This is a genomic window from Herbaspirillum sp. Her4 (assembly GCF_057961335.1).
This window is the reverse complement of sequence record NZ_CM176330.1, coordinates 2,001,409-2,026,471: the sequence shown is the minus strand read 5'-3', so window position 1 is coordinate 2,026,471 and position 25,063 is coordinate 2,001,409. Positions and strand designations below refer to the sequence as shown.

16 protein-coding genes and 1 pseudogene are annotated in these 25,063 nt (G+C 63.8%); 7 read left to right on the top strand and 10 right to left on the bottom strand.

Translation table 11 applies throughout. From position 1 onward, the window contains the following. Positions 1 to 271: 271 nt before the first annotated feature. Positions 272 to 3,745 (bottom strand): UvrD-helicase domain-containing protein, encoded by a 3,474-nt coding sequence (locus ACWFUC_RS09250; protein WP_489624698.1) that lies wholly within the window; start codon positions 3,743 to 3,745, stop codon positions 272 to 274. Then, positions 3,742 to 6,501 (bottom strand): PD-(D/E)XK nuclease family protein, encoded by a 2,760-nt coding sequence (locus ACWFUC_RS09245; RefSeq protein ID WP_489637565.1) that lies wholly within the window; start codon positions 6,499 to 6,501, stop codon positions 3,742 to 3,744. Before ACWFUC_RS09245 ends, ACWFUC_RS09250 begins: the two co-directional genes overlap by 4 nt. A 480-nt stretch (positions 6,502 to 6,981) precedes the next feature. Here ACWFUC_RS09245 and trxA point away from each other — a divergent pair, with 480 nt between their 5' ends. From trxA to ACWFUC_RS09220, 5 genes are all read left to right on the top strand, one after another. Beyond that, entirely contained in the window at positions 6,982 to 7,308 is a 327-nt protein-coding gene (gene trxA / locus ACWFUC_RS09240) for a thioredoxin TrxA (RefSeq protein ID WP_006462943.1), read from the top strand. A gap of 131 nt (positions 7,309 to 7,439) precedes the next feature. Next, on the top strand, positions 7,440 to 8,702 hold the full coding sequence (gene rho, locus ACWFUC_RS09235) for a transcription termination factor Rho (protein ID WP_008325783.1): 1,263 nt from the start codon (positions 7,440 to 7,442) through the stop codon (positions 8,700 to 8,702). Positions 8,703 to 8,979: 277 nt separating this feature from the next. Next, complete coding sequence (locus ACWFUC_RS09230) at positions 8,980 to 9,249, top strand: type B 50S ribosomal protein L31 (RefSeq protein WP_034331092.1); 270 nt, start codon at positions 8,980 to 8,982, stop codon at positions 9,247 to 9,249. Positions 9,250 to 9,501: 252 nt separating this feature from the next. Further along, on the top strand, positions 9,502 to 11,226 hold the full coding sequence (locus ACWFUC_RS09225; protein ID WP_489637564.1) for an ArnT family glycosyltransferase: 1,725 nt from the start codon (positions 9,502 to 9,504) through the stop codon (positions 11,224 to 11,226). A gap of 18 nt (positions 11,227 to 11,244) precedes the next feature. Continuing rightward, positions 11,245 to 12,636: an MATE family efflux transporter gene (locus tag ACWFUC_RS09220; protein ID WP_134221432.1), complete on the top strand. Its 1,392-nt coding sequence runs from the start codon at positions 11,245 to 11,247 to the stop codon at positions 12,634 to 12,636. Here ACWFUC_RS09220 and ACWFUC_RS09215 read toward each other — a convergent pair. Then, entirely contained in the window at positions 12,626 to 14,728 is a 2,103-nt protein-coding gene (locus tag ACWFUC_RS09215) for a putative bifunctional diguanylate cyclase/phosphodiesterase (protein ID WP_121044768.1), read from the bottom strand. The two genes, ACWFUC_RS09220 and ACWFUC_RS09215, sit on opposite strands and share 11 nt — an antisense overlap. Before the next feature lie 1,003 nt (positions 14,729 to 15,731). On the opposite strand from ACWFUC_RS09215, the gene ACWFUC_RS09210 reads away from it, so the two are divergent. Then, a complete protein-coding gene (locus tag ACWFUC_RS09210; protein WP_034334286.1) occupies positions 15,732 to 16,187 on the top strand; it encodes a hypothetical protein in 456 nt (151 codons plus the stop codon). 237 nt (positions 16,188 to 16,424) lie between these two features. Here the strand turns inward: ACWFUC_RS09210 and ybiB are convergent, their stop codons facing one another. Then, a complete protein-coding gene (gene ybiB / locus ACWFUC_RS09205; protein WP_134221431.1) occupies positions 16,425 to 17,444 on the bottom strand; it encodes a DNA-binding protein YbiB in 1,020 nt (339 codons plus the stop codon). A gap of 132 nt (positions 17,445 to 17,576) precedes the next feature. Here ybiB and tsaD point away from each other — a divergent pair, with 132 nt between their 5' ends. After that, complete coding sequence (gene tsaD, locus ACWFUC_RS09200; RefSeq protein ID WP_121044770.1) at positions 17,577 to 18,617, top strand: tRNA (adenosine(37)-N6)-threonylcarbamoyltransferase complex transferase subunit TsaD; 1,041 nt, start codon at positions 17,577 to 17,579, stop codon at positions 18,615 to 18,617. Positions 18,618 to 18,657: 40 nt separating this feature from the next. Here tsaD and ACWFUC_RS09195 read toward each other — a convergent pair whose 3' ends face one another. The 6 genes and pseudogenes from ACWFUC_RS09195 to ACWFUC_RS09170 all read right to left on the bottom strand — a co-directional run bounded on the left by ACWFUC_RS09195 (position 18,658) and on the right by ACWFUC_RS09170 (position 24,989). Then, positions 18,658 to 20,217, bottom strand: a complete 1,560-nt coding sequence (locus ACWFUC_RS09195; protein WP_489624695.1) for a methyl-accepting chemotaxis protein — start codon at positions 20,215 to 20,217, stop codon at positions 18,658 to 18,660. 15 nt (positions 20,218 to 20,232) lie between these two features. After that, positions 20,233 to 21,264 carry an L-idonate 5-dehydrogenase gene (locus tag ACWFUC_RS09190; protein WP_209579799.1) on the bottom strand — a complete coding sequence of 344 codons (1,032 nt, stop codon included), beginning with the start codon at positions 21,262 to 21,264 and terminating at the stop codon, positions 20,233 to 20,235. 27 nt (positions 21,265 to 21,291) lie between these two features. Further along, entirely contained in the window at positions 21,292 to 22,098 is an 807-nt protein-coding gene (locus ACWFUC_RS09185) for an SDR family NAD(P)-dependent oxidoreductase (protein WP_489624694.1), read from the bottom strand. 11 nt (positions 22,099 to 22,109) lie between these two features. Continuing rightward, positions 22,110 to 23,552 carry an NAD(P)(+) transhydrogenase (Re/Si-specific) subunit beta gene (locus ACWFUC_RS09180; RefSeq protein ID WP_489624693.1) on the bottom strand — a complete coding sequence of 481 codons (1,443 nt, stop codon included), beginning with the start codon at positions 23,550 to 23,552 and terminating at the stop codon, positions 22,110 to 22,112. Then, positions 23,549 to 23,863 carry an NAD(P) transhydrogenase subunit alpha part 2 gene (locus ACWFUC_RS09175; RefSeq protein ID WP_034335569.1) on the bottom strand — a complete coding sequence of 105 codons (315 nt, stop codon included), beginning with the start codon at positions 23,861 to 23,863 and terminating at the stop codon, positions 23,549 to 23,551. The genes ACWFUC_RS09180 and ACWFUC_RS09175 overlap by 4 nt, the downstream gene beginning before the upstream one ends. After that, positions 23,863 to 24,989: pseudogene (locus ACWFUC_RS09170) on the bottom strand (Re/Si-specific NAD(P)(+) transhydrogenase subunit alpha). Before ACWFUC_RS09170 ends, ACWFUC_RS09175 begins: the two are co-directional and overlap by 1 nt. Positions 24,990 to 25,063: the final 74 nt, after the last annotated feature.

Here is a 25,063-nt window from a genome sequence, read left to right as displayed (position 1 = left end):
ACGATGACATGCATGTTGCGGATCGCGTAAGCAACATGCCGGGCATGTGCGGCACGAGCAGCCCGACGAGATCGGGCCCGATTTTTCCAAGAAGATTTTTGAAGAAAAAATCTCTCATCAAAAAACCGGAGCACAGAAGATATCACTCTTGCTCTACGCGATGATCTTTTTTTTACCTACAACGGAAATCTGAATTTCCTGATTTGATATTTATTGAATTTCTGGAAGTTATCCGAAGCGCATTGAGAAGATGAATGTAGTTAGGGGAGCCTCAATGCTCCGTCAGGATGCCGTCAGCGGTAATCAGAGCAGACCTGATTCGTTTGTCAGAAAAGACTGACACGAGCGCACTGCGATAGCGGGCCAGCTGCGCTGCGTAATCGGCACGCTCGCTGTCGAGCAGACGGCGCTTGTAATCGATGACCCAGACTTCGTCGTCGAACATGACCACGCGGTCCAGCCGCATGACGCCAGACGGGGCGACGATCTCCATTTCATTGCGCGCCCAGCGATGCAACGACGGATTGAAGAAGCGCTCCAGTTCCGGCTGTGCCAGCACCACGCGTGCCTGCGCATGCACTACCTGCGCCATCTCCGCGGAGATGCCCAGCCAGCGCACCAAAGCAGGCGGCGATGGCAAGTACAACGGCCATGCGTTGCCGTGCGTGAGCCGTTCCAGCAGTGCATGCAGGGCCACGCCTTCATCGATGGCTTCGGTGCTGACCAGCGTGCCATCGGCATCGACCTCGGGCAGCGCATCTTCCTCCTCTTGCGCCGCGCCGAAGAGCGACATCGGTACCGGCTTGGGATCGAACAACGCCAGCGAGAATTGCTCTTCGATAGCGGCAACATCGGCACCGTGTACCGCTTCCTCGCTGATCTCGCGCACCGGAGCATCGCTGGCGAAGAGACGCTGATACCAGCTGCCATCCACCACCCCGCCCTCGCCCGCCCCGCGATTACCGGCCACGCCCGAGACCAGCAGCAACTGCTTGGCACGCGTGACGGCGACGTACAGCAGGTTCCAGTCTTCCTGGGTCTTCAGGCTTTCTTCTTCCTCGAACAGATCATCCCGCGCACAGCCGCGTTCGCTGCGCCGGCCAAAGGCCGAGAAGTGCGTGGGCGCATCCTGGTCCTGCGGCCAGGCGCAGAGGATGCCGAGATTGTCTTCCACCGAATCGCTGTGATTGGCATCGAGGATGGCCACCACCGGGGCTTCCAGTCCCTTGGCACTATGCACGGTGAGGATGCGCACGGCATCGGCGCTGGCATCCACGCTCGCCTCGTCCGGCGCATCGCCACCTGAAGTGCGCTGCAGGACGCGCAAGGCATCGATGAATTTGGGCAAGCTCGGATAGCGCCCGGCATCCATGTTCAGCGACAGCTCCACGAAGGCCGCAATGTTGCCCAGCGTCTGGCTGCGCGTGAGCGGCGAGGCATGCTGCGCATAGCGCGCCACCAGTTCGCCCTGATGCAGGATCATGTCCAGCAGGTCATGCACCGGCAGGTGCGGTGCCGCCTGCAGCCAGCGCTGCAGCAGAGTCACGGCGCGCACCAGAGCGGCCGAAGCGCTGCCCTCCTCCTGCATGCCCTGCAGATGCTGCCACCAGTGTCCGCCCTCGGCTTGCGCCACGCGGCGCGCGATCTGCACCAGGTCCTCATCGGCCGCGCCGATGATCGGGCTCTTGAGGACGTGGGCCAGCGCGCGCGTGTCGTTGGGCGTGATGAGGAAAGTCAGCAGCGCGATCAGGTCGGCGATCTCCAGCGATTCGAGCAGGCCGCCGCGCTTGTCGGAAATGAAGGGAATCCCTGCGGCGCGCAAGGCACTCTCATAGGCCGCCAGGTGCGTGCGCTTGCGCACCAGCAGCATGATGTCGCCCCAGCGCATGGGGCGCGTAGCCTTGCCATCGGCCACCGGCACTTCGCGATAAGCTTTGAGCAAAGCCTGCGCCAAAGCCTGCCCTTCCAGCAGGCGGCGCGCATCATCTTCCTCGTCGCGCGGCGTGGTCAGGGGGTTGCGCCAGGGGATGATGTCTTCAGCGCTGTTCGTGTACTCGGGGGAAGCCGGTTCTTCGGGGGTTTCAGGCGAAATGACGTTTTCTGCATCCTCGTCCTGCCGCGCCAGCGGAAGCCGCCAGACCTCGCCACCCGCAAGGCCCAGCGTGGTCTGCTGCGCGAACAGCGGATTGCCGCCCATGACGAATGAACGATTCAGTACATCGACCACGGCCGAGGCATTGCGGCGCGTCTGGTTGGCGCGCAGGATGGCGGCGCCCTGCACGCGCAGCATCTCGCGCGCGGCCACGAACACGCGCGGCTCGGCGCGGCGGAAGCGATAGATGGATTGCTTGGGATCGCCCACCACGAAGACGCTGGGCTGGGCCGCATCGCCACCATAGGCATCGAGCCAGCAGCGCACGATGCACCATTGCAGCGGGTTGGTGTCCTGGAATTCGTCGAGCAGGATGTGCTTGTAACGCGCATCCAGTCGGGTCTGCAGATAGGCGGCGCTGGCCTCGTTGCGCAGCAGGCGGTAGGCCTGCCATTCGAGGTCGGCGAAGTCCAGCACGCGCTGTTCGGATTTCACCTCCTGATAGCAGGCCAGGTAGGTGCTGCCAGCCGTGAAGAGGGCGCGGTTGAGTTGCAGGACCGCCTTTTCCTTGCTGCGTCCCTGGAGCTTGCGCAGTGCGTTGCCGACGGCATTGAACTCTTCTTCAAAGGCCGTCAGCGCAGCGTCCTCGCTGCTGCCGAAGTGCTGCACCAGCGCGGCCAGCAGCGACTTGACCTTGCCGTTCTTGCGCGGCTTGTCCTTGTCATCGAAGAACTGGATGTAGAGGGCGTCGAAATTCTCCAGCGTCGAACCCGCCGTCAATGCCGACTCGATGGCCACCGCGCGCGTCTTGTTGGCGCTGCCTCCTTGACCGAGCAGGATCGCGATCTGGCTGGCCCGCGCGACCAGTGCCGCATCGTCCCACAGCGACAGGCGCGCATCGCGCTGTGCATCAGGGCCGCACAGCGCTTCCAGCCAGCGCAGCGGCGAGGACGTGTCGGCTGACTCTTCGCCCTCCTCGCCATCATCCTGCGTAGCGGCCCACCATTCGGCACGCTTGTCGATGAAGGCGTCGAGCAACTGCCGCGCATTGAAATCGCCCGCCAGTTCATAGAGTTCCAGCAGTGCCGCCTTGACGGGCGCGCCCTCGGGCTCGCGCAGTTTCTGCATGAAGCGGCGGTAGGCTTCATCGATCAGTTCGCCATTCTTTTCGGTCAGGGTATAGCCGTGCGGCACGCCCGAGGCCAAAGGTGCAATCTGCAACAAACGGGCGAACCAGCTGTGGAAGGTGTCGATGGACAGGCTCTGTTCAGACGAGAGGATGCGCTCGTACAGTCCGCGCGCCACCGGCAGCAAGCGGGGCAGGTCGGGCTCGGCCACGCCACGTTCGCGCAGCAGCGTGGCCGCTTGCGCATCGTCGGCCAGGGCCAGTTCGTGCAGCAGTTCGAGCAGGCGTTCGCGCATTTCCTGCGCGGCCTTGCGGGTGAAGGTGATGGCCAGCAGTTCCGGTGCCTGCGCCCCGGCCAGCAGCAAGCGCAACATGCGCGCCACCAGCAGCCAGGTCTTGCCGCTGCCGGCGCAGGCCTCGACCACCACCGAATGGCGCGGATCGCAGGCGGCACGCGTGAAGACGGCGGCGTCGACCGCCTCGCCATTGACCTCATAAGCCGCCGGTTGCTTGTCGGCGGCGCTCACAGCCAGGCTCCCTTGCGGCACAGGCCGCGCATCTCGCAATACTGGCAGACGGATTCGATGCCGTTGGCCGGTAAAGCCGCGCCGTGGGCGACGGCTTGCATGGTGGTGGTGATCTGTTGCTGGAGCATCTTCTGTTGGCGTGCGAAATCAGGGGCGGCGGCGTCGCCGGTTTTCTTGTCAGGGCCCAGTTCTAGGGCGACGTAATGCGCGTGTTCCACCGCGCCACCGGCCAGTAGGCCATAGAAGGCCAGTTGGTGGTCATCCTCTTCCTTGACCTTCTGCTTTAGGCTGGCGGCGGTCCGGGTCTTGTAGTCGAGCACGGCGCGCTCGCCCTCGGCATTGCGGTCCACCCGGTCAAGGCGACCATACAGTTCGATGCCGCCATCCTGCCATTGCAGGGCGTGTGACCGCGACTCTTCACCGAAGGCGAATTGCCAGCCCTCGGCTTCGCGCTCGTTGGCCCACAGCAGATAGGCCGGCATCACCTTCTGCCAGCGCGCATGGAAGGCCAGCGCGGCCGGATGGCGCTGCATCTCGCGCTGGAAGACTTCCTCGGAAAGTTGCGCCAGCAAAGGCGCGCGGGCCGGCAGCGGGGTGTCGTTGTCGCGCAGGTGGGCGTGATAGCGGTAAAGAATTTCGTGCAGCCAGCTGCCGTAGTCGCGCTTCTCGGGCATGTCCGAGAGCTCATCCATCACCGCCACGCGCAGCATGCGTTGCGCAAAGAACTGATACGGGCAGGCCAGGAAACTGCCGAAGCCGCTGGCCGACAGCGAGGCCGGCAAGAGATCCGGTGCGCTCGGCATCGGCATGGTGGAGCGCACCGCACGCAGTGGCTTCAGCGGCGGCGGCAGCGTCACGCGTTCCAGTGGCGCGGCACCCTGCTGCGCCAGCTTCAGTTCAAGGCGCTGGATCCACGGGCTCACGGGATTGGGCTCGCCATCCTGATGGGTCTGCCAGCACAGCACCACCTCCGGATTCACGCACAGCAATTCGGTGAGGTCGCGCAGTTGCTGGCGCTGGCGCGTAGCGCGCGTGGCCAGGTTCAGTTCGCGCCGCACGGCATTGGAGAAGAACAGGGTTTCCTGCGGCGGTGAAGGCAAGTGCGCGGCATCCGCACCGATCACCAGCACCGCCTCGAAACGCCGCAGCCGCGCGCCGTTCAGGGGCAGCATCACGACCCGCCGGTCCTTGATGGGCGGCATGAAGGAAGTGGCATCCAGACGCAAATTGAGCAGCGCGCGCCATTCCGCAAAACTGAAGGTATCGGTCAGCCCGCCCTGCTCGGCGGCGATCTCGTCGAGCATCAGCAGGCATTGCTCGCCCGCGCCATCGGCGCGCAGCGCGGTTTCCATGCCCAGCGCCTGACACAGGCCGCGCTGCGTCTCGCACCATTGCGCCAGCGTCTTGCGGCCGCCGAAGCGCGCAGCCTGCTTGGCCAGCGTGATGATGCAAGCCAGGTCATCGGCCTGCCCCGCTTCGGCGAAGGCGGATTGCAGCGCCTGCCAGTCGCCGGCGATGTTGGTACGGCGCAGGCGGGCTTCGATGCGCATGACGCGGTCACTGCGGTCTGCATCCTCAGGGAAGACGAAGGGCGACTTCAGCAGGTCGAGCAGTGCATTGGTTTCACCGCGGGCCGAGACCAGGTCATTCCACGCGGCCAGCGCAGCGGCGGCGCGGGTGGTGGAGAGCTTCCAGCCGGTCTCGTCGGCCACGGCTACTTCGGCGCGTTCCAGCAAGGCGCGCAGGCGGCGTGCGGTGACGCGGTCCTGGGCCACGATGGCGATGTCGGTCTTGCCCTGCTGCAGCCAGCGCAGCACGATCTGCGCGCTTTGTATGGCAGCGTTTTCGAGGTCGCCGGCCGGACACAGGCGTGGCAGCGCGATGGGATGCGACGGGGAGACCGCAGCCTGGTCCGCTTCCATCGGCAGACCATCATCGTCGCGCACCAGCTCTTCCCAGGCCGAGAGATACAGCGGATGCAGCGGTGCGATGACCGCGCGGCTCCAGTCCAGCGTGACGATGCGCACCGGCTGGCGCTGGGCGTAGGCCGACAGGAAGGCCGCATCCAGCGGTTCCGGTTCGGTCGGGCTCACCCACACCAGCGGCAGGCTGGCCTGGCCGGCCAGTGCCAGCATCGCGTCGAAACGTTGCACGATGCGGTCATGGGCATCGAGCTGCGTCTTCCACACCTGCCACACCAGCGCCGCTTCGTCAGAGAGCATGCCGTGCGCAGAAGGTGCCAGCGGCTCCAGCAATTGCGCCAGGGCCTGGGTCCAGCGGCCTACTGCGGCCTCGTCGCCATCCGCATTGGCGCGGATCTCCGGCAGCAGCGCCAGGGTCAGCTCATCGGACAAGGACAAGAGCGTCTGCGCCAGCGGCAGCAGGTCGGCATTGCGGCGGGCGGAAAACATTTTCTTGAGCCAGCCATGTTCGCGCAATTGCGCATAGAGCTGCATGAGCCGCTCGCTCTCGGAGGGCGGCGCGCTCTCGCCCGGCGGCTGCATCGCCAGCAGGCCGGACAGCGTATTGATGCGCGGGGCGATGTAGGGCCGGCGCAGTTCGCGCGACAGCGCCGCCTTGAAATTCTGGGCGTGGGAAAACGCCGGCACCATCAATTGCACGCCCGAGAAATCCAGCGCCCCTTGCTGTTGTGCCTGCAGCGCCTGCCCCAGCGGCTGACCCTCGCGCAGCAGCCCGCGCACGGCCTGTTGCCAGAAATCTGGAGTGGGCGGGATCGGTACGGTGGCAAGCAGCATGCGTTCTCTGGCGTCAGTGAGGGCTGGTGAGGATAGCGTGTATGGACACGGCCGGGGCGGCACAAGAGCGTCAGCGGACCGCGCAGCCATTGTATTTTTCTCTTGCTCCGACAGATTTTTTCAATCGCGCCGGAGCAGACGATGCTGCGCATTGTATGCCAGACGGCCCCATGCCGGCCTTGCGGGCGCAACGGGCAAAGCCGCGCCGGCGCTCGCGCAGCGCTGCAATGAGGGCGATGAGGACGGGTGACAACAGGCCACGGAGCGAGCGTCCACACTTTCCCTCAAAATGGGTTATGATTGCCCCTGTACCCCGCCGCTTACCTCTGCCGCGCTTCAATTACAACTTGAATCGGCGCGCAACGACTCCACGTAGACCTAGCAACTCCGGAAGCGTTGATGGCTCACGCCAGGCCTGATGGTATTTGTCCACGGCGCTGATTGACTAATTACACCACTGCCTCATATCGAGGAAATGCCATGAGCGAACATATCAAACATATTACTGACGCCTCTTTCGAAGCCGATGTGCTGAAGTCCGACAAGCCCGTGCTGGTTGATTTCTGGGCGGAATGGTGCGGTCCCTGCAAGGCCATCGCCCCGATCCTGGAAGAAGTCGCCAAGGAATACGACGGCAAGCTGCAGATCGCCAAGCTGGACGTGGACTCCAACCAGGCCATCCCGGCCAAGTTCGGCATCCGCGGCATCCCGACCCTGATCCTGTTCAAGAACGGCGCAGCCGCTGCCCAGAAGGTCGGCGCACTGGCCAAGGGCCAGCTGGTCTCGTTCATCGACAGCAACATCTGATTCTGATGTAACATCCGACGGCGGCGCGCTCGCGCTGCCGTCCGCCCGGCACACGGTGCCCGGCTTTATCCTAGATCCACACCACGCAATTCCCTCCCCCACCTTTACTTATCCCGTCCCGGGACACTCATATGCACTTATCAGAACTAAAAGCGATGCACGTCTCTGCCTTGCTGGAAATGGCCATCAGCCTGGACATCGAGAATGCTGCGCGCCTGCGCAAACAGGAGCTGATGTTTGCCATCCTGAAGAAGCGCGCAAAATCAGGAGAACAGATTTTTGGCGATGGCGCCCTCGAAGTGTTGCCTGACGGCTTCGGCTTCCTGCGCTCGCCCGACGCCAGCTACATGGCGTCCACCGACGACATCTACATCTCGCCTTCGCAGATCCGCCGTTTCAACCTGCACACCGGCGACTCCATCGAAGGTGAAGTGCGCACGCCCAAGGATGGCGAGCGCTATTTCGCCCTGGTCAAGGTCGACAAGGTCAACGGCGAACCGCCGGAAGCCTCCAAGCACCGCATCCTGTTCGAAAACCTCACGCCGCTGCACCCCAACAAGCTCTTGCAGCTTGAGCGCGACATGCGCGGCGAGGAAAACATCACCGGCCGCATCATCGACCTGATCGCCCCGGTCGGACGCGGCCAGCGCGGCCTGCTGGTGGCCTCGCCCAAGTCGGGCAAGTCGGTGATGCTGCAACACATCGCCCACGCCATCACCACCAATCATCCGGACACCGTGATGATCGTGCTGCTGATCGACGAACGTCCGGAAGAAGTGACCGAAATGCAGCGCTCGGTGCGCGGCGAAGTGGTCGCCTCGACCTTCGACGAACCGGCCACGCGTCACGTGCAGGTCGCCGAAATGGTGCTGGAAAAGGCCAAGCGCCTGGTTGAAATGAAGAAGGACGTGGTCATCCTGCTGGACTCGATCACCCGTCTGGCACGCGCCTACAACACCGTGATCCCGGCCTCCGGCAAGGTGCTGACCGGTGGTGTGGACGCCAACGCGTTGCAGCGCCCGAAGCGTTTCTTCGGTGCCGCCCGCAACGTCGAAGAAGGCGGTTCGCTGACCATCATCGCCACCGCCCTGATCGAAACCGGCTCGCGCATGGATGACGTGATCTACGAAGAATTCAAGGGTACCGGCAACATGGAAGTGCACCTCGAGCGCCGCCTGGCCGAGAAGCGCGTCTATCCTGCCATCAACCTCTCCAAGTCCGGCACCCGCCGCGAAGAGCTGCTGATCAAGCCGGACCAGCTGCAGAAGATCTGGGTGCTGCGCAAGCTCATGTACGACATGGATGAGATCGAAGCGATGGAATTCATCCTCGACAAGATGAAGTCCACCAAGAACAACGCCGAGTTCTTCGACATGATGCGCCGAGGCAACTAAGTTCGTCAAAGCAACCAAGTCCTTGGCAGGTTCGGAAAACGGCATGTCCCTCAGCGGGCGTGCCGTTTTTCATTGCCCCCTGGGAAACAAGGGATGTGCATTTTCATCTGAAATACCACGCCGCGCCGGCCCGGGCGGTCGGCCGCCTTGACCCAAGCCCCTGATTCCACTGTATAATTTCGGACTTTTCCAAACCGGCAAGTGATCATCAATCGGGTCAAGAAGCAGGGCGACCGACGAAGTGGCGATTGGCTACCAAACTACTCTTGAGGCAATCATGAAAGAAGGCATCCACCCGGATTACCGCGAAGTCCTGTTCCACGACATGTCGAACGACTTCAAGTTCATCACCCGCTCCACCATCGGCACCCGCGAAACCGGCGAGTTCGAAGGCAAGCAATATCCCCTGGTGAAGATCGAAGTTTCCTCCGAATCGCACCCGTTCTACACCGGCAAGCACAAGATCGTCGACACCGCTGGCCGCGTCGAGAAGTTCCGCCAGAAGTTCGGTTCCGTCGGTTCGAAGACTGCTGTCTCGAAGGCGTAATCAGTACTTCCTCCAAAAAAGGCAGCTCCGGCTGCCTTTTTTGTTGGGCTCACCGGTGGGGCAGCATCAGGGGCTGCACCATCATGTAGCAGACAGAAACAACTATTTACCGGGTTTTCCTGCACAATAGGGCCTGCTAAAAAAACACCAGCCAAAAACACCAGCCGCCGACAACGGCGACCGCGCGGCCCAGGCCACCCCAGCCCGCGCATCACCCAACACGCAGCACAGAACAAGAGCAACAAGATCTTGATGAAGCCAGTCCGTCTTCCCGCCGCCGCGACCAATGCGCTTCCGCGCCTGGCCGTGCTTGCGCTCGCCCTCCTCTACATCCTGCCCGGCCTGATCGGCCGCGATCCCTGGAAGAACGAGGATGCCACCAGCTTCGGCATCATGTGGACCATGGCCCATGGCAACCTGGCCGACTGGCTCACCCCCAACGTGGCCGGCCTGCCGCTGCCGGCGGAAAGTCCGCTGGCCTACTGGTTTGGTGCAATCTGCATCAAACTGTTCGGCTGGCTGCTGGGCGACCCGCTGGCGGCCCGCGTTTCCATCATCGGCTGCTTCCTGGTCGGCTCGCTGTCGATCTGGTACACCACCTACCTGCTGGGCCGCCGCGCCGAAGCGCAGCCGTTGAAGCTGGCCTTCGGCGGCCAGCCCGAACCCAAGGATTTCGGCCGCACCCTGGCCGATGGTGCCTTCCTGATCTATCTCGGTTTCCTCGGCCTGCTGCTGCACAGCCACGAGACCAGCCCCAAGACCCTGCAGATCGCCCTGGTGGCCTATGCCATGTTCGGCGCGGCGCGCGTGTTCGATGCGGGCAAGCTGCGCCATGGCATCTGGCTGGGACTGGCGCTGGGCATGCTGGTGCTGACCTATGGCTGGCTGCTGCCGGTCGGCGTGATGATCGCGCTGGTCCTGCTGGCCGCCCTGCGCAAGGATGGCCGCGCCCTCAGCCTGCTGCTGTTGCTGGCACTGCCGATGGCGCTGTTGATCAGCGCCGCCTGGGTAGCCGCGCTGCACCGCCTGATCCCGGCTGAAGCGGCCAGCCAGTTCGAGCTGTGGATGAGCTGGAACATCTACCAGCTCAACCGCCCGACGCTGGCCACCCTGGCCTTCCTCGGCAAATACGGCGTGTGGTTTGCCTGGCCCGCCTGGCCCTTCGCCGGCTGGGCATTGTACGCCTGGCGCCGCCAGCTGGGCTCGCTGCACATCGCCTTGCCGCTGGCCTTCCTGATTCCCATCACGCTGCTGATCCTGGTCAACGTGCATCGCGAAGAAGGCATGCTGCTGCCGCTGCTGCCGGCGCTGGCGATCCTGGCCGCGTTCGGCCTGCCGACCATGAAGCGCGGAGCGATCAATGCGGTGGACTGGTTCTCGGTGATGACGCTGACCACCTCGGCGGCCTTCATCTGGATCGGCTGGATCGCCAAGGAAACCGGCTGGCCGGCCCAGATCGCGCGCAATGCCTACAAGCTTGCGCCGGGCTTCAAGCCCGGCTTCGAATGGATCTCGCTGGCCATCGCCGTGGCCGCCACCGTGGCCTGGATCGTGGTGGTGCACTGGCGCATCTCGCGCCGTCCCTCGGTGCTGTGGCGGGCCGTGGTGCTGTCGTCGGGTGGCGTGATCCTGTGCTGGGTGCTGCTGATGACGCTGTGGCTGCCCTGGGTCAACTACGGCAAGAGCTATGCGGGCGTGGCCGAACAGATCGAATCGAAACTGACCTCGGTCAAGCAGTGCGTGCAGAGCAATGTGGGACCGGCGCAGCGCGCCTCCTTCGCCTATTTCGGCAACGTGCGCTTTGCCGACGAGCGCGACCAGAGCTGCGACTACCTGCTGCTGCAGGATGACGTCAGCAATCAGGATGCCTCCATCATGCTGCGCCAGTACCCCGGCAACTGGCGCATGGTCTGGGAAGGCCGCCGCCCCTCCGACCGCGACGAGCGCTTCCGCCTGTACCGCCGTGCCGGTCGCTGACGCAAGGTTGGCTGCCGCGTGACGACTGAACTGCCCGCCCTCTCCTCCCGCCATCACGTCGGCCGCATCACGCGGCTGGCGTGGCCGCTGCTGATCGGGCAGCTGGCCATCATCGCCAATGGCGTCATCGATACCGCCATGGTCTCGCGCTTCTCGGCGCTGGACCTGGGCGCGCTGGCGCTGGGCGTGTCGATCTACGTGAGCGTGTTCGTCGGCCTGTCGGGTGTGCTGCAGGCGCTGCAGCCGACCATCGGCCAGCTGTACGGCGCGGGCCGCGTGGGCGAGATCGGCAACGAGGTCAAGCAAGGCATGTGGCTGGCAGTGCTGCTATCCATCGTGGGCTCGCTGATCCTGATGTTTTCACCGCTGTTCCTGGCCGTGGCCAAGGCCTCGCCGGAACTGGTGGAGAAGGCCACGCTGTACCTGCGCATCGAAGCGCTGGCGCTGCCGGCCACGCTGTTCTTCCGCGTCTATTCCTCGCTCAACACCGCCCTGGCGCGGCCCAAGATGGTGATGGCGCTGCAGCTGGGCGGCCTGCTGCTGAAGCTGCCGCTGAACGCCCTGCTCATCTTCGGCGGCCTCGGCCTGCCGGCCTTCGGCGGCCCCGGCTGCGCCATTGCCACCACGCTGATCGCCTGGCTGATGATGATCGCCGCCTGGCTGCTGGTGGCGCGCCTGCCGCTGTATCGTCCGCTCAAGCTGTTTGGCAGCGGCTTCGTCGCGCCCTCGTGGAAGAGCCAGCGCACGCTGCTGCTGCTGGGCATTCCGATCGGCATGTCCTACTTCATCGAAGTGACCGCCTTCACGCTGATGGCCGTGTTCATCGCGCGCCTCGGCGCGGTCCCGGTGGCAGGCCACCAGATCGCGGCCAACGTCGGCACGGTGCTGTACATGCTGCCGCTGTCCATTGCCAGCGCCACCAGCACCCTGGTCGCGCAAGCCATCGGCGGCGGCAACATGGCGGAGGCCAGGAAGATCGGCCGCGCCGGCATCCGCCTGGCGGTCTCGCTGTCGGTAGTGATCGGGGTGATCGTCTGGTTCCTGCGCGAACACATCATTCGCGCCTACACGCCCGATCCGGTGATCGTCGGTGCGGCGCTGCCGCTGTTCCTCTACATCGCCTTCTACCAGCTGTTCGATTCCATGCAGGTGACCACGGCCTTCGTGCTGCGCGCCTACAAGGTGGCGGTGGTGCCCACCGTCATCTACGCGGTCACGCTGTGGGGAGTGGGATTGGGCGGCGGCTATCTGCTGGGACTCGATCCGCTGGGCGTGGCACCGCCGGCGCTGCGCGGCCCGTCCGGGTTCTGGCTGGCCAACAGCCTGAGTCTGGGCCTGGTGGCCCTCGGCCTGCTGGCGTATCTGCGCGTGATCCAGCGCCGCGCGCAGCGCGGCGAACTCAGCGTTTGATCACGCCGCCGGCGGCAAACAGATCGTCATTGCTGGCGTCGACCAGACCGGGCACGCTGACCGCGTCGTCCGGCCGCCCCAGCAGGAAGCCCTGCACCTGATCACAATGCAGCAGCTGCAGTTCACGCAGCTGCCCTTCGGTCTCCACGCCTTCGGCCACCACTTCCATCTGAAGGGCATGTGCCAGCGCAATGATGGCGGCCACGATGGCGCGTCCGGAGTGATCGTCCAGATCCAGGCGCGAGGTGAAGAAACGGTCGATCTTGACCTGGCGGCAGTGGAACTGCGCCAGGTAGGCCAGGCTGGAATAGCCGGTGCCAAAGTCGTCGATGGCAATGTCGAAGCCCAGCGACTGCAGTTCGCGCACCACGCGCGTGGTGCGTTCCACATCCTTCATGGCGGCGGTCTCGGTGATCTCGAACATGAGCCGCTGCGGCGCGATGCCGGACGCACTGACCACCTTGATGATGCGCTCCACCAGATCGCTGCGCATCTGCAGCGGCGACAGGTTCAGCGCCACCTTGACCGGCTTCACGCCGGCCGCATCCCAGCATACGATCTGCCGGCACACGGCGTGCAATACCCAGTCGCCGATGCAGAGGATTTGCCCCGAGCGCTCGGCAATGGGAATGAATTCGGACGGAGCCATCTCGCCCAGCTCCGGATGATGCCAGCGCAGCAGCGCTTCCAGCCCGGTCAGTTCCTTGCCGGCACCGCGATACTTGGGCTGGAAGTGCAGGCGGAACTGCTGCTGGTCAATCGCCTGCTGCAGCGCCTGCCGCACCTGCAGATGACGCATGGCGCTGGCATGCATGGCCGGCTCGAAGAAGCGATAGGTATTGCGTCCGCTCTGCTTGGCTTCGTACATGGCGGCATCGGCATTCTTCATCAGGGCATCGACCGACTCGCCGCTGTTGGGATAGACCGCGATGCCGATGCTGGAGGTCACGCGCAAGGTCGCATCCTCGATCTGGAAATCCAGGCGCAGTTCGGCCAGGATGTTCTCCGACAATTGCTCCACCACCTCGGGCGTGGACAGATTGCTCATCACCACCACGAACTCGTCGCCACCGATGCGCGCCACCATGTCCTCGCCACGGATGCAGGCGCGGATGCGCTGCGCCACCGCCACCAGCAAGCCATCGCCGACGGCGTGGCCGAGCGAATCATTGATGGCCTTGAAGCCATCGAGATCCATGAACAGCACCGCGAACGGTTTGCCGTTGCGACGCGCCACTTCCACCGCATGCTGGATGCGGTCCGCCAGCAAGGCGCGATTGGGCAGGCCGGTGAGCACATCATGGGTGGCGAAGTGCAGCAGCTTGTCATTGGTGCGGCCAACGATCTTCTTCAAGACCTGATTGCGCTGCACGCCGCTGACCACCAGCGCCATGGCCATCGCCAGAAAGGCCAGGAACACCAGGCCATTGACCAGGTGTTCGCGCGTGATGCCTTCCCCGGCCAGGCTTTGCGCCTGCGGGTCGATCAGCAGTGCGCGCAGTCCGGCGGCCGCCGATGACACCAGCCCGGCCCCTACCAGCAGCGCCGCCAGCACGCGCCGCGCCTGCTGGGAATTGAGCGAACCGGTCATGGGCTTGCGTCCGTTGCTGGCGGAAAACAGCGTGACGATGAAGACCGCCACCACTTCCGACACCACCAGGGCCACGATCAGCAAGGGCGTGTGATACACCAGCGGCGGCACCAGCGTCATCGACTTGAGCGCGATATGGAAGGCGGCATTGAAGGCGGCACCGATGGCCAGCCCGCCAATGACCAGCCGAGCCGGTTGCGGACGCCGCATGCCCGTCAGATGCATCAGGTAGAAAGCGCTGGACAGGCACAGCAGCAGGGTGAGCACCACCATGCGCGCATCGAAGGCGATCGGCATTGGCGCGTCCAGCGACGCCACCGTCAGCAGCATCGCGCCCCACACGCCGAGACCGAATACCACCGCGCCGATGGCCAGCCACAAGCGCCGGTGCTGTGACTCCTGCAGCACGATGCGCTCGGAGACCTCCAGCGCCGCGTAGGCCGAGAGGCTGGCGACCAGCAAGGCGAAGGCCAACAGCAGGAAATGAAAGGAAGCTGACATTGTCGAACCTAGGCTCGGGTGCGCACCTTCCACGCGGGCGATCGCTGGGAGCCCGCAGGACAGGACGCCTGCTCGGTATCGCGGCCGTTCCGTCCTGGCGACGAGCGCGCTGGCAGCATGGCGCAGCGGGCCGCAGGACGTCAGTCGATCGCCGTTGCCGGGCAACGGGTCGCCGCGTTCCATCCCGGAAAGCGCCCGCACACCTCGTGCGCGGCAGGAAACCATGCCGCTGCCACGACGCGCGCCGACGTCATTCCGGGAACCTCAAAAAGTTACGTAACCAAAACGTACCACAGGGATGCTGCTGACTTCTTTGATTTATTCGATTCGTTGCAACCAGCGTGCTGCTTGTGTGACTCCCCGGCAAGACGCCGGACGGTGTCGCCCCCCAAAAGCTCGGGCCGGATTATCTAACAAAAACTCCATCCCGTGGAATGGGAAAGATATCGGCTATTCATTCACCGGATGCCCGGTGCGCTTTTCGATCTCCCGCTATTCTAGCGCGCTTCGGCCGCAAGATGCCGCGTCGCATCAGATCTGGAACGCCGTGTCTCGCTCCTTGCGGCGTGTCTCGCGGCGGACACAAACCTTAAAAAATTGCGCCCTGCCGATGCACAGGCAGGAGAGTTGGACCGACAATGCCTGCATCACAAGACCGGCATCGTCCCTCCTGCGTCAAGCATGCGATGCACCAGGCCAGTCCCTGCCATGCGCTCCGCGCGACGTACTTGCAGTGGCCTGATGACCTGACATCTGTGCACGGTGACCCGTGCCAAATGCGGCGGCTCGTTGCACCAAAGACTCTTTTGGAGACTTGCACATGGACGCTTTCCCATCGGCCGGAAATGCCTGCCGGCACTGCTTCGGCGCGATCACGCGCGGACCGCTGCAGGAGCGATGGCGCCCGTTTTCCGACCAGTGAGTATAAATCACGTTTGCGGCGTAACTCACCTCGGAAGCAAACGTACCCCGGAAAGCGCTACCTCAAAGTACCTTCGAAATCATGGAAACCGCCAATCAAAAATTCGCAAAGCGCCTGCGCGCAGCGATGGAAAAAGCAGGATACGAACCCAAGCCCGCCGTTCTGGAACGGGAATTCAATCTACGTTACTGGGGCAAGCCGATGACGCTGCACGGCGTACGCCGCTGGCTGCTGGGCGAGTCGATGCCCAAGCAGGACAAGCTGGAAACGCTGGCCGAATGGCTGATCGTGACGCCACAGCATCTGCGCTTCGGTGAGGAGATCAGCAAGCGCATCGACAAGCGCCGCGCGCGCTGGGAAGAAGCCATCGGCTACCGCGAGCGCGAAGCTTTCGAAGCCTTCATCAATCTGCCTGCGCCCCAGCGCAAGATCGTCAAGGAAGTGATCTTCGCCTTCTCGCAAGTCGCCATCCAGGCGTCAGAAAAAGCCGCTGCACCGACCAAGACCGCCACCACCCGCCGCCGCACCCGCACCTGAAGACGCGCTCCCGCAGCGTTCGCTGCGTGCTCCTCTCGTGTCGTTTCCCGAGATTTCTCCCCCTCCCGAATCACGATCCCGCTCCCCCCTGGGATCTTGCTTCCTTCCTTTCTTGTTCTTGTTCCGCCCGCGTGCGATCCGCCACCGGCATGTGCTGCTGCGCGCGTCCCGCCTGTCAATCTGTCAGCTTCCCGCGTGACGGGAGTGGCTGTGGCGAATCACCCACGCAGCAGTGCATCAATTTCCCACGCGTGCCGCCACGTCGACGCAGTGATCGACCTGCTCGGCGATGGCTTGCGGTACCGGGCGCTGCCCCGCCAATACCTCGTTGATCCAGGCGGCAGTGGCGGCGGCGTCCTGGCCTTCGGGCAGGTCGGGCAATTCCTCCGCCACGCTCTGCTTTTCCACCAGCACGGTGCGGGTGCCGCGGCTGAACCAGTCGATGCGCTGGGCGCGCCGCGCATTGGCCACGGTCTCGCCTTCGGTGCCGCGCATGAGGAAGGCGTCGCCGCGATCATGCGGGGCGGCGTGACTGAAGTAGTCGGTCAGCATCTCCAGGTATTCCGGATGGGTATACGACGTCAGACGCAAGGCGGGCTGCGCAAACGGTTGCATGATTTTGACCAGCGTATGCGTGGAGTTGCGCACGCCGAGGATGCGGCGCAGATCGAGCAGGCGCGACACGGCCGGGGCCAGCGCAGCAATCGGGATGAAGGCCGGCAGGCCGGCGGCCATGCGCGCTTCGGCCTCGGCGGCGGAGGCCGCATGCGGTACCCCCAGTGCAGTGAAAATCTCGGCGCTGGTCACGCGCTGCGGATCGTGGGTGACGCCGTGCATCAGCACGGGGACTCCGCGCCGCACCAGCAACAGGCACAGCAGCGGCGTCAGGTTGGCCATCTTGCGCGAGCCGTTGTAGCTGGGCAGCACCACCGGCGCATAGGGACCCGCGGGCGCATGCAGGGGCGTGAAGGAGGCCTCGGCGGCCGCCAGGAAACCGGCGATCTCCTCGACCGACTCGCCCTTGATGCGCATGGACAGCAGGATGCCGCCAAGTTCGAGATCACTCACGCGGCCATCGAGCATGGCGGCATACATCAGTTGCGCATCCTCGCGCGAAAGACTGCGGGCACCGTCCTTGCCGCGTCCTATTTCCTTGATGAAACGGGCGGCTGCGAACGGGGCCGGTGACGGGGCAGCGGCACTGGCGACAGGCTCGACGGCCGCAGCCGGAGCAGGAATGTGGGCATCGTTTTGCATGGCCGAAGGGTACACCAAAACCGCCGCCTGCCGCAGCCGGGGCGCTTGCCCGGTGGCTTTCCATTACAATAGCGCCTTTGCCGCACGGCCCCCTCCGGGCTTTTTGGCGGCGGCTTCATTGAGTCCATCCCCATGTTAGTTCTCGGCGTCGAATCTTCCTGTGACGAAACCGGCCTTGCTCTGTACGACACCGAGCGCGGCCTGCTGGCGCATGCCCTGCATTCGCAGATTGCCATGCACCAGGAATATGGCGGCGTAGTCCCCGAGCTGGCCTCGCGCGACCACATCCGCCGCGCCATTCCCCTGCTGCAGCAAACCCTGGCCGATGCCCAGGTGCAAGCCGCCGACATCGACGCCATCGCCTACACGCAAGGACCGGGTCTGGCCGGGGCGCTGCTGGTGGGCGCATCGGTGGCCTGCGGACTGGGTCTGGCGCTGGACAAGCCGGTACTGGGCATCCATCACCTGGAAGGCCACCTGCTCTCGCCGCTGCTGGCGAGCAAGCCGCCGCGCTTTCCCTTCATCGCGCTGCTGGTCTCGGGCGGGCATACGCAACTGATGCGGGTCGATGGCGTGGGCCGCTATGAACTGCTGGGCGAGACGCTGGACGATGCCGCCGGGGAAGCCTTCGACAAGTCGGCCAAGCTGCTGGGACTGGGATATCCGGGCGGACCAGCGATCTCGCGCCTGGCCGAGTTCGGCGATCCAGGCGCATACCAGTTGCCGCGTCCGATGCTGCATTCCAAGAATCTGGATTTCAGTTTCTCGGGCTTGAAGACGGCGGTGCTGACCGTGGTCAAGCAGCACAGCGCCAACATCTGCGAACAGGACAAGGCCAACATCGCGCGCGGCTTCGTCGATGCCATCGTGGACGTACTGGTGGCCAAGTGCATGACGGCCCTGAAACAGACCAACCTGAAGCGTCTGGTCATCGCCGGCGGCGTCGGTGCCAATGCGCAACTGCGCGCGGCCCTCAATGCGGCGGCGGCCAAGCGGCGTTATGAAGTGTTCTACCCGGAGCTGCAATTCTGCACCGACAACGGCGCCATGATCGCCTTCGCCGGTGCCATGCGCCTGCGTGAGGAGCCGGGTGCGGCGCGCAAGGAATACGGTTTTGGCGTGCGTCCGCGCTGGCCGCTGGATGAGTTGCGGCCGCCGCAGGCCGGGCAGTAGTCAATCGAAGGCCAACTCTCAGATTGACTTTGAACAAGCCCTAGTCTGAACCCAAGGTAAATCTGCCGATGGCATTGGACATTCCATCAATCTCATGTTTGAGCAATCCAGCCGACGCGCTTGCCTGCTCAACCAGATCAGCATTGCGCTGGGTGATGCCATCAAGCTGCACAATTGCCTGCGCTATCTGATCAATGCCAGCCGTCTGGCTGTCGCCGGCTTGCACGATCTCGCTCATCAAGTCGTTGACCCGGTTGGCTGCATCCACCATTTCCTTCATGGCATCGCCCGTCCCGGCGGCCAACTCATTGCTGGAGGCGATCTGACCGGTCGAGCTTTCAATGAGCTGCTTGATCTCGCGGGCAGCCGCCCCTGAGCGTTGCGCCAGTGAGCGCACCTCGGAAGCCACCACGGCGAACCCCCTTCCCTGTTCGCCTGCCCGCGCCGCCTCCACCGCTGCGTTGAGCGCAAGGATGTTGGTCTGGAAGGCGATGCCATCGATCACGCCAATGATGTCATTGATCTTGCCGGAGGATGTCTTGATGGCAGCGATGGCCATTACCACCTGTTGCACCATCGCGCCTCCCCGCTGCGCCAGTGCGCAGGCGCGGTCGGCAGCCAAGCGTGCCTCCTGCGCTGCTTCATAGTTGGATCGCACGGTGTGTGCCATGTCCTGCATCGAGGCAGCGGTCTGTTCCAGCGATGCCGCCTGCTCCTCGGTTCTCGCCGAAAGCGCCGAGTTGCCGGTGCTCAACTGTTCTATTCCTGCCGCGATCTGTTTCCCGTGAACCGTGACCTCCCTGATCATCTGCGACAAGCTGCGATTCATGGCGGACAGGGCCGCCATCATCCTGCCCGTTTCGTCGCGTGAGGCCACATGGATCCTGCTGGCCAGATCGCCTCGCGCCACCGCACTGGCGATTCCCACGGCTTCATTGAGCGGCTTGCTGACGCGGCGTGCGATCAACCAGGACAAGCCCAATCCGCACACCAGGGCCACTGCGAGCAAGGCAGCCACTCCCACACGGGCCTGGCCGAAGGTCGCATCGGCTTCCTGGCCGCTTGCATGGCTACCTTGCTCGACCGCAGCAAGAAGAGTGGACAAGGATTTCCCTACGGATTGGTCCAGGGCCGCACCCTGCTCCTGCGCCAGGGCCTTGGCTTCCTCGGTGCGCCCCTGATCCGACAGGCTCAACAGCTTTTCGTGCAGGACCAGGTAGCGCTTGATGGATTCCCCATACCCGCGCCAGACCTTTCGTTCATCCTCGGTCAGGGGCAACGCCTGGAATTGCTGCTCCAGCGCTTCCCGCCGACGCATGATCTGCTGCATCACCGTCTCGGCGGCCCGTGCCTCGCTGTTGCGCGTGGCCAGCATGTGGCGAAATTCTTCTATCCGAAACCGCGCAAACTCACTGCGCAGATCCAGCAGAATATGCTGGGCAGGTGTCCAACGCACGATCAGATCGCCCGTCGCATCGTGCACCCGGCCGATCTGCATCAGCGAAAAGTCACCGAGAACAGCGGTGAGGGCCAATACAACAAGGAATGAGGCCATCAGTTTGACGGCCAAGGTGGGGTTGCGCAGCAATCTCATCGACATCGTCTCGCTCCAATTTCAGAACGCGAGTTGTACCTTCATCTGGCTGCTACGGTCCCCTGCCACATTGAACGCATCTACCGCCTGGGTATAAGGGAAGCTCGCCGTGATAAGGGGTGCCACGTCGACCAGCCGCCGATTCATCATCTCCACCGCCATGGCGAATTCTTCATGGAAGCGGAAGGCACCGCGCCATTCCAGCTCCTTCGCCACCAGCAGATTGGCCGGGAAATTGACATCACCGCCCAATCCGACCTGCACGACTACACCGCCAGGACGCATCGTTTCCAGGCCAGCACGCAGTGCACGTTCGGTACCGCTGACCTCGAACAGCACATCGAAGCTGCCCTTTCCTTGCGCATAGGATTGCAGCACCTCGGCCTCGGTCGCCACGTTGATGATACGGTCGGCCCCGACGACACGGGCGGCTTCCAGTGCCTTGGGCGCAATGTCGGTAGCGACGATTTCCGCGGCCCCGGCACGCCGCGCAGCGATGATGACCAGTGCACCGATCGGCCCGCATCCCGTGACCAGGACCCGCTTGCCCACCAGTAAACCTGCCCGGCGCACGGCGTGCAGGGCCACCGAAAGTGGCTCGGCCATGGCCGCCTCGCCATCGCTGACATGATCGGCCACCGGGTGTGCCTGATGGCGCTCGATCACGATCTCTTGGCGGAACGCGCCCTGAACATGGGGCATGCGCATGGCACTGCCGTAGAAACGCATGTCCAGGCAATGGTTCTGCTTGCCTTCCTGGCAGTAGCGGCACACGCCACACGGATGGCTCGGGCTCACCGCAATACGCGTGCCCGCAGCGATATCCTGCACCGCCTCGCCCACGGCACGAACGACGCCGGAGACTTCATGGCCCAGCACCATGGGCTGCTTGATGCGCACCGTCCCGAAGCCGCCGTGATGGTAGTAATGCAGGTCCGATCCGCAAATGCCACCGGCCTTGATCTGTACCTTCAGTTGATGGGGGGCCAGTTCGGCCGTGGGAATTTCTTCGATGCGCAAATCATGGGGAGCATGAACGATGATGGCCTGCATGATGGTTCTCCTGAATGAGGTCGGGATTCAAAGGGTGGCGGTGACGCCGCCATCGACGTAGAGAATGTGACCGTTGACAAAATCAGAGGCTGGACTGGACAAGAAAACGGCCGCCCCCACCAAGTCTTCGACATCTCCCCAGCGTCGCGAGGGGGTGCGGTTGACCAGCCAGTCCGTGAACACCTGATCGCGCACCAGCGGTGCCGTCAGTTCGGTCTTGAAGTAGCCAGGCCCCAGGCCGTTGGCCTGGATGCCGTACTTGCCCCAATCGATCGCCATGCCCTTGGTCAGCATCTTCACCGCCCCTTTGGTAGCGGTGTAGGGCGCGATACCCGGACGGCCCAGTTCACTCTGGACCGAGCAGATGTTGATGATCTTGCCGTGACCTCGCTCGATCATGGCGCGCGCGACCGTCTGACCCACCAGGAACACGGAGTCGAGGTTGGTGCGGATCAGCGCATGCCAGTCCTCTTCGGAAAACTGTTCCAGTGGCGAGCGGCGCTGTATGCCCGCATTGTTGACCAGGATCTCGATGGGACCGACATCTTCCTCGATGCGCCGCACAGCCGCATTGACGGAAGCCGCCTCGGTGACATCGAAGGGCATCCCGGTGACGCGCACCCCCTCTGTTGACAGCCGCTCCACGGCGACTGCAAGTTTTTCCATGTCTCGCCCATTGAGTACCACATGGGCACCAGCATGCGCGAGACCGCGCGCCAAGGCAAATCCGATGCCACTGGTAGAGCCGGTGATGAGCGCAATGCGGCCGGTGAGATTGAAGGCTGCTACGCCAGCAGGGAGGCTCGATCCAGTTTGCAAAGTCTTCTGGTCCATGATGTCTGCTCTCATCCTTCTGTCGCCTTGACCATATCTTCGATGACCTTCTTGGCATCGCCAAAGACCATCATGGTCTTGTCCATGTAGAACAGTTCATTGTCCAGACCTGCATAACCCGCTGCCATGGAGCGCTTGTTCACGATCACGGTCTTGGCCTTGTAGGCTTCCAGGATCGGCATGCCGGCAATGGGCGACTTGGGATCCTTGGCCGCCGGGTTGACCACGTCATTGGCCCCCAGCACCAGCACCACATCGGCCTGGGCGAATTCGCTGTTGATGTCTTCCATCTCGAACACCTGGTCATAGGGCACCTCGGCTTCGGCCAACAGCACGTTCATGTGGCCCGGCATGCGGCCGGCCACCGGGTGGATTGCGTATTTCACGGTCACGCCGTTGTGGGTCAGCTTTTCGGTCAGTTCCTTCAGTGCGTGCTGCGCGCGTGCGACGGCAAGCCCGTAACCCGGCACGATGATGACGGTTTCTGCATTTCCCATCAGGAACGCCGCATCGTCGGCCGATCCCGACTTGACGTTGCGCTGCTGCTGCGCCCCACCACCGGCGGCCGCCGCTTCACCGCCAAAGCCGCCCAGGATCACGTTGAAGAAGGACCGGTTCATCGCCTTGCACATGATGTAGGAGAGGATCGCACCAGACGAACCGACCAGCGAACCCGCGATGATGAGCATGGAGTTGTTCAGCGAAAAACCGATGCCCGCCGCCGCCCAGCCGGAATAGCTGTTGAGCATCGAGACCACCACCGGCATGTCCGCCCCGCCAATCGGGATGATGATGAGCACGCCCAGCGCAAAGGCGATGGCGGCCATGATGATGAAGGGCAGCCAGTTTTGCGTCAGCACGAAGATGATGCCGAAACCGATCATGGCCACCGCCAGCAGGAGGTTCAGGAAATGCTGGCCGGCGAAGTTGACCGGCGCACCCTGGAACAGGCGGAACTTGTACTTGCCCGAGAGCTTGCCGAAAGCGATCACCGAACCCGAGAAAGTGATGGCCCCCACGAAGGTACCGATGAACAGTTCCACCCGGTTGCCCACCGGAATCAGTTGCCCGTGCGCCGAAATGCCCAGCGCCCACGGCTCGGCCACCGCCGCCACCGCGATACAGACCGCCGCCAGACCGATGAGCGAATGCATCGCCGCCACCAGTTCGGGCATCTTGGTCATCTCGACGCTGCGCGCCAGATAAGCGCCGATGCCGCCGCCGACGATCACGCCGCCAGCCACCAGCAGGTAGCCGATGTCACCGGAAGGATTGGTACCATCCCCCTTGATCTTGACGATCAGCGCCAGCGTGGTCAGCACGGCGATGACCATGCCGGCAATGCCGAAGCTGTTGCCACGGCGCGCCGTGGCCGGGTGCGAGAGACCCTTCAGGGCCTGGATGAAACAGATCGATGCGATCAGGTACAGCAGGGTCACCAGGTTCATGCTCATGCTCGTTCTCCCGACTTGGCCTTGGGCTCTTTCTTCTTGAACATTTCCAGCATGCGCTGGGTCACCATGAAGCCGCCGAACACGTTCACCGCCGCCAGCGCCACGGCCAGCGTGCCGGCAATGCGCCCGACCGTGCCTTCGGTGAGGCCCGCGGCCAGCATGGCGCCGATGATGATGATGGCCGAGATGGCATTGGTCACCGCCATCAGGGGCGTGTGCAAGGCCGGGGTCACCGTCCAGACCACGTGGTAGCCAACGTAGATGGCCAGCACGAAGATGATCAGGTTGATGATGGTGTGGCTGACTTCCATTACTTGTCTCCTTGTTTGCGCAGCACTTCGCCACCTGAACAAAGCAGCGTGGCCGCGACAATATCGTCTTCCCTGTTGATGACCAGCTTGCCTTCGGCATCGATGATCAGTTTCAGGAAGTCGAGCACGTTGCGCGCGTATAGGGCCGAGGCATCGGCCGCCACCAGGGCCGCCAGGTTGCCTTCGCCGATGATGTGCACGCCGTGCTTGATGACGGTCTTGCCGGGTTCCGACAAGGGACAGTTGCCGCCCTGGTCGACCGCCATGTCCAGGATCACCGAACCGGGCTTCATGGCCTTGACGGTCTCCTCGCTGATCAGCACCGGGGCCTTGCGGCCGGGGATCAGGGCGGTGGTGATGATGATGTCGGCCTGTTTGGCGCGTTCGTGGACCAGCTCGGCCTGGCGCTTCATCCAGTCCGGCGGCATGGGACGTGCATAGCCGCCCACACCCTGGGCGATTTCCTTTTCTTCCTCGGTCAGGAAGGGCACGTCCAGGAATTCGGCCCCAGCGATTCGATCTGCTCCTTGACCGCCGGACGCACGTCGGAGGCCTCGATCACCGCCCCCAGCCGCTTGGCGGTAGCAATGGCCTGCAGGCCGGCCACGCCGGCCCCCATGATGAGCATGCGCGCGGCCTTGACGGTACCGGCGGCGGTCATCAGCATCGGCATGAAGCGTTGATAGGTATTGGCGGCCATCAGCACGGCCTTGTAGCCGGCAATGTTGGCCTGCGAGGACAGCACGTCCAGCGACTGCGCGCGGGTGGTGCGGGGCGCGGCTTCGAGGCCGAAGGCGGTGAGGCCGGCGGCGGCCATGGCGGCGATGTTGTCGGCATCGAAGGGATTCAACATGCCGATGACCACGGTACCCGGCTTGAGGCGAGCGCGTTCGCCCTCATTGGGAGCGCGCACCTTGAGCAGGATCTCGGCGGTATAGACCGCTTCGGCGCTGCCGATGCTGGCGCCGACGGCCACATAGGCGTCGTCAGGAATGCTGGACCTGACGCCTGCACCGGACTGCACCCTGACTTCATGCCTGGCCGCGATGAATTTCTTGACTGTCTCCGGCGTGGCGGCCACGCGGGTTTCTCCATCCCGTGTCTCGACGGGGATGCCTATGATCATGAATTGCTCCTGCTGTTATCGTTCTTGTGACGCGGTCATGCGACGCGCAGGGGGACATCGCCGAGGATGTCCCC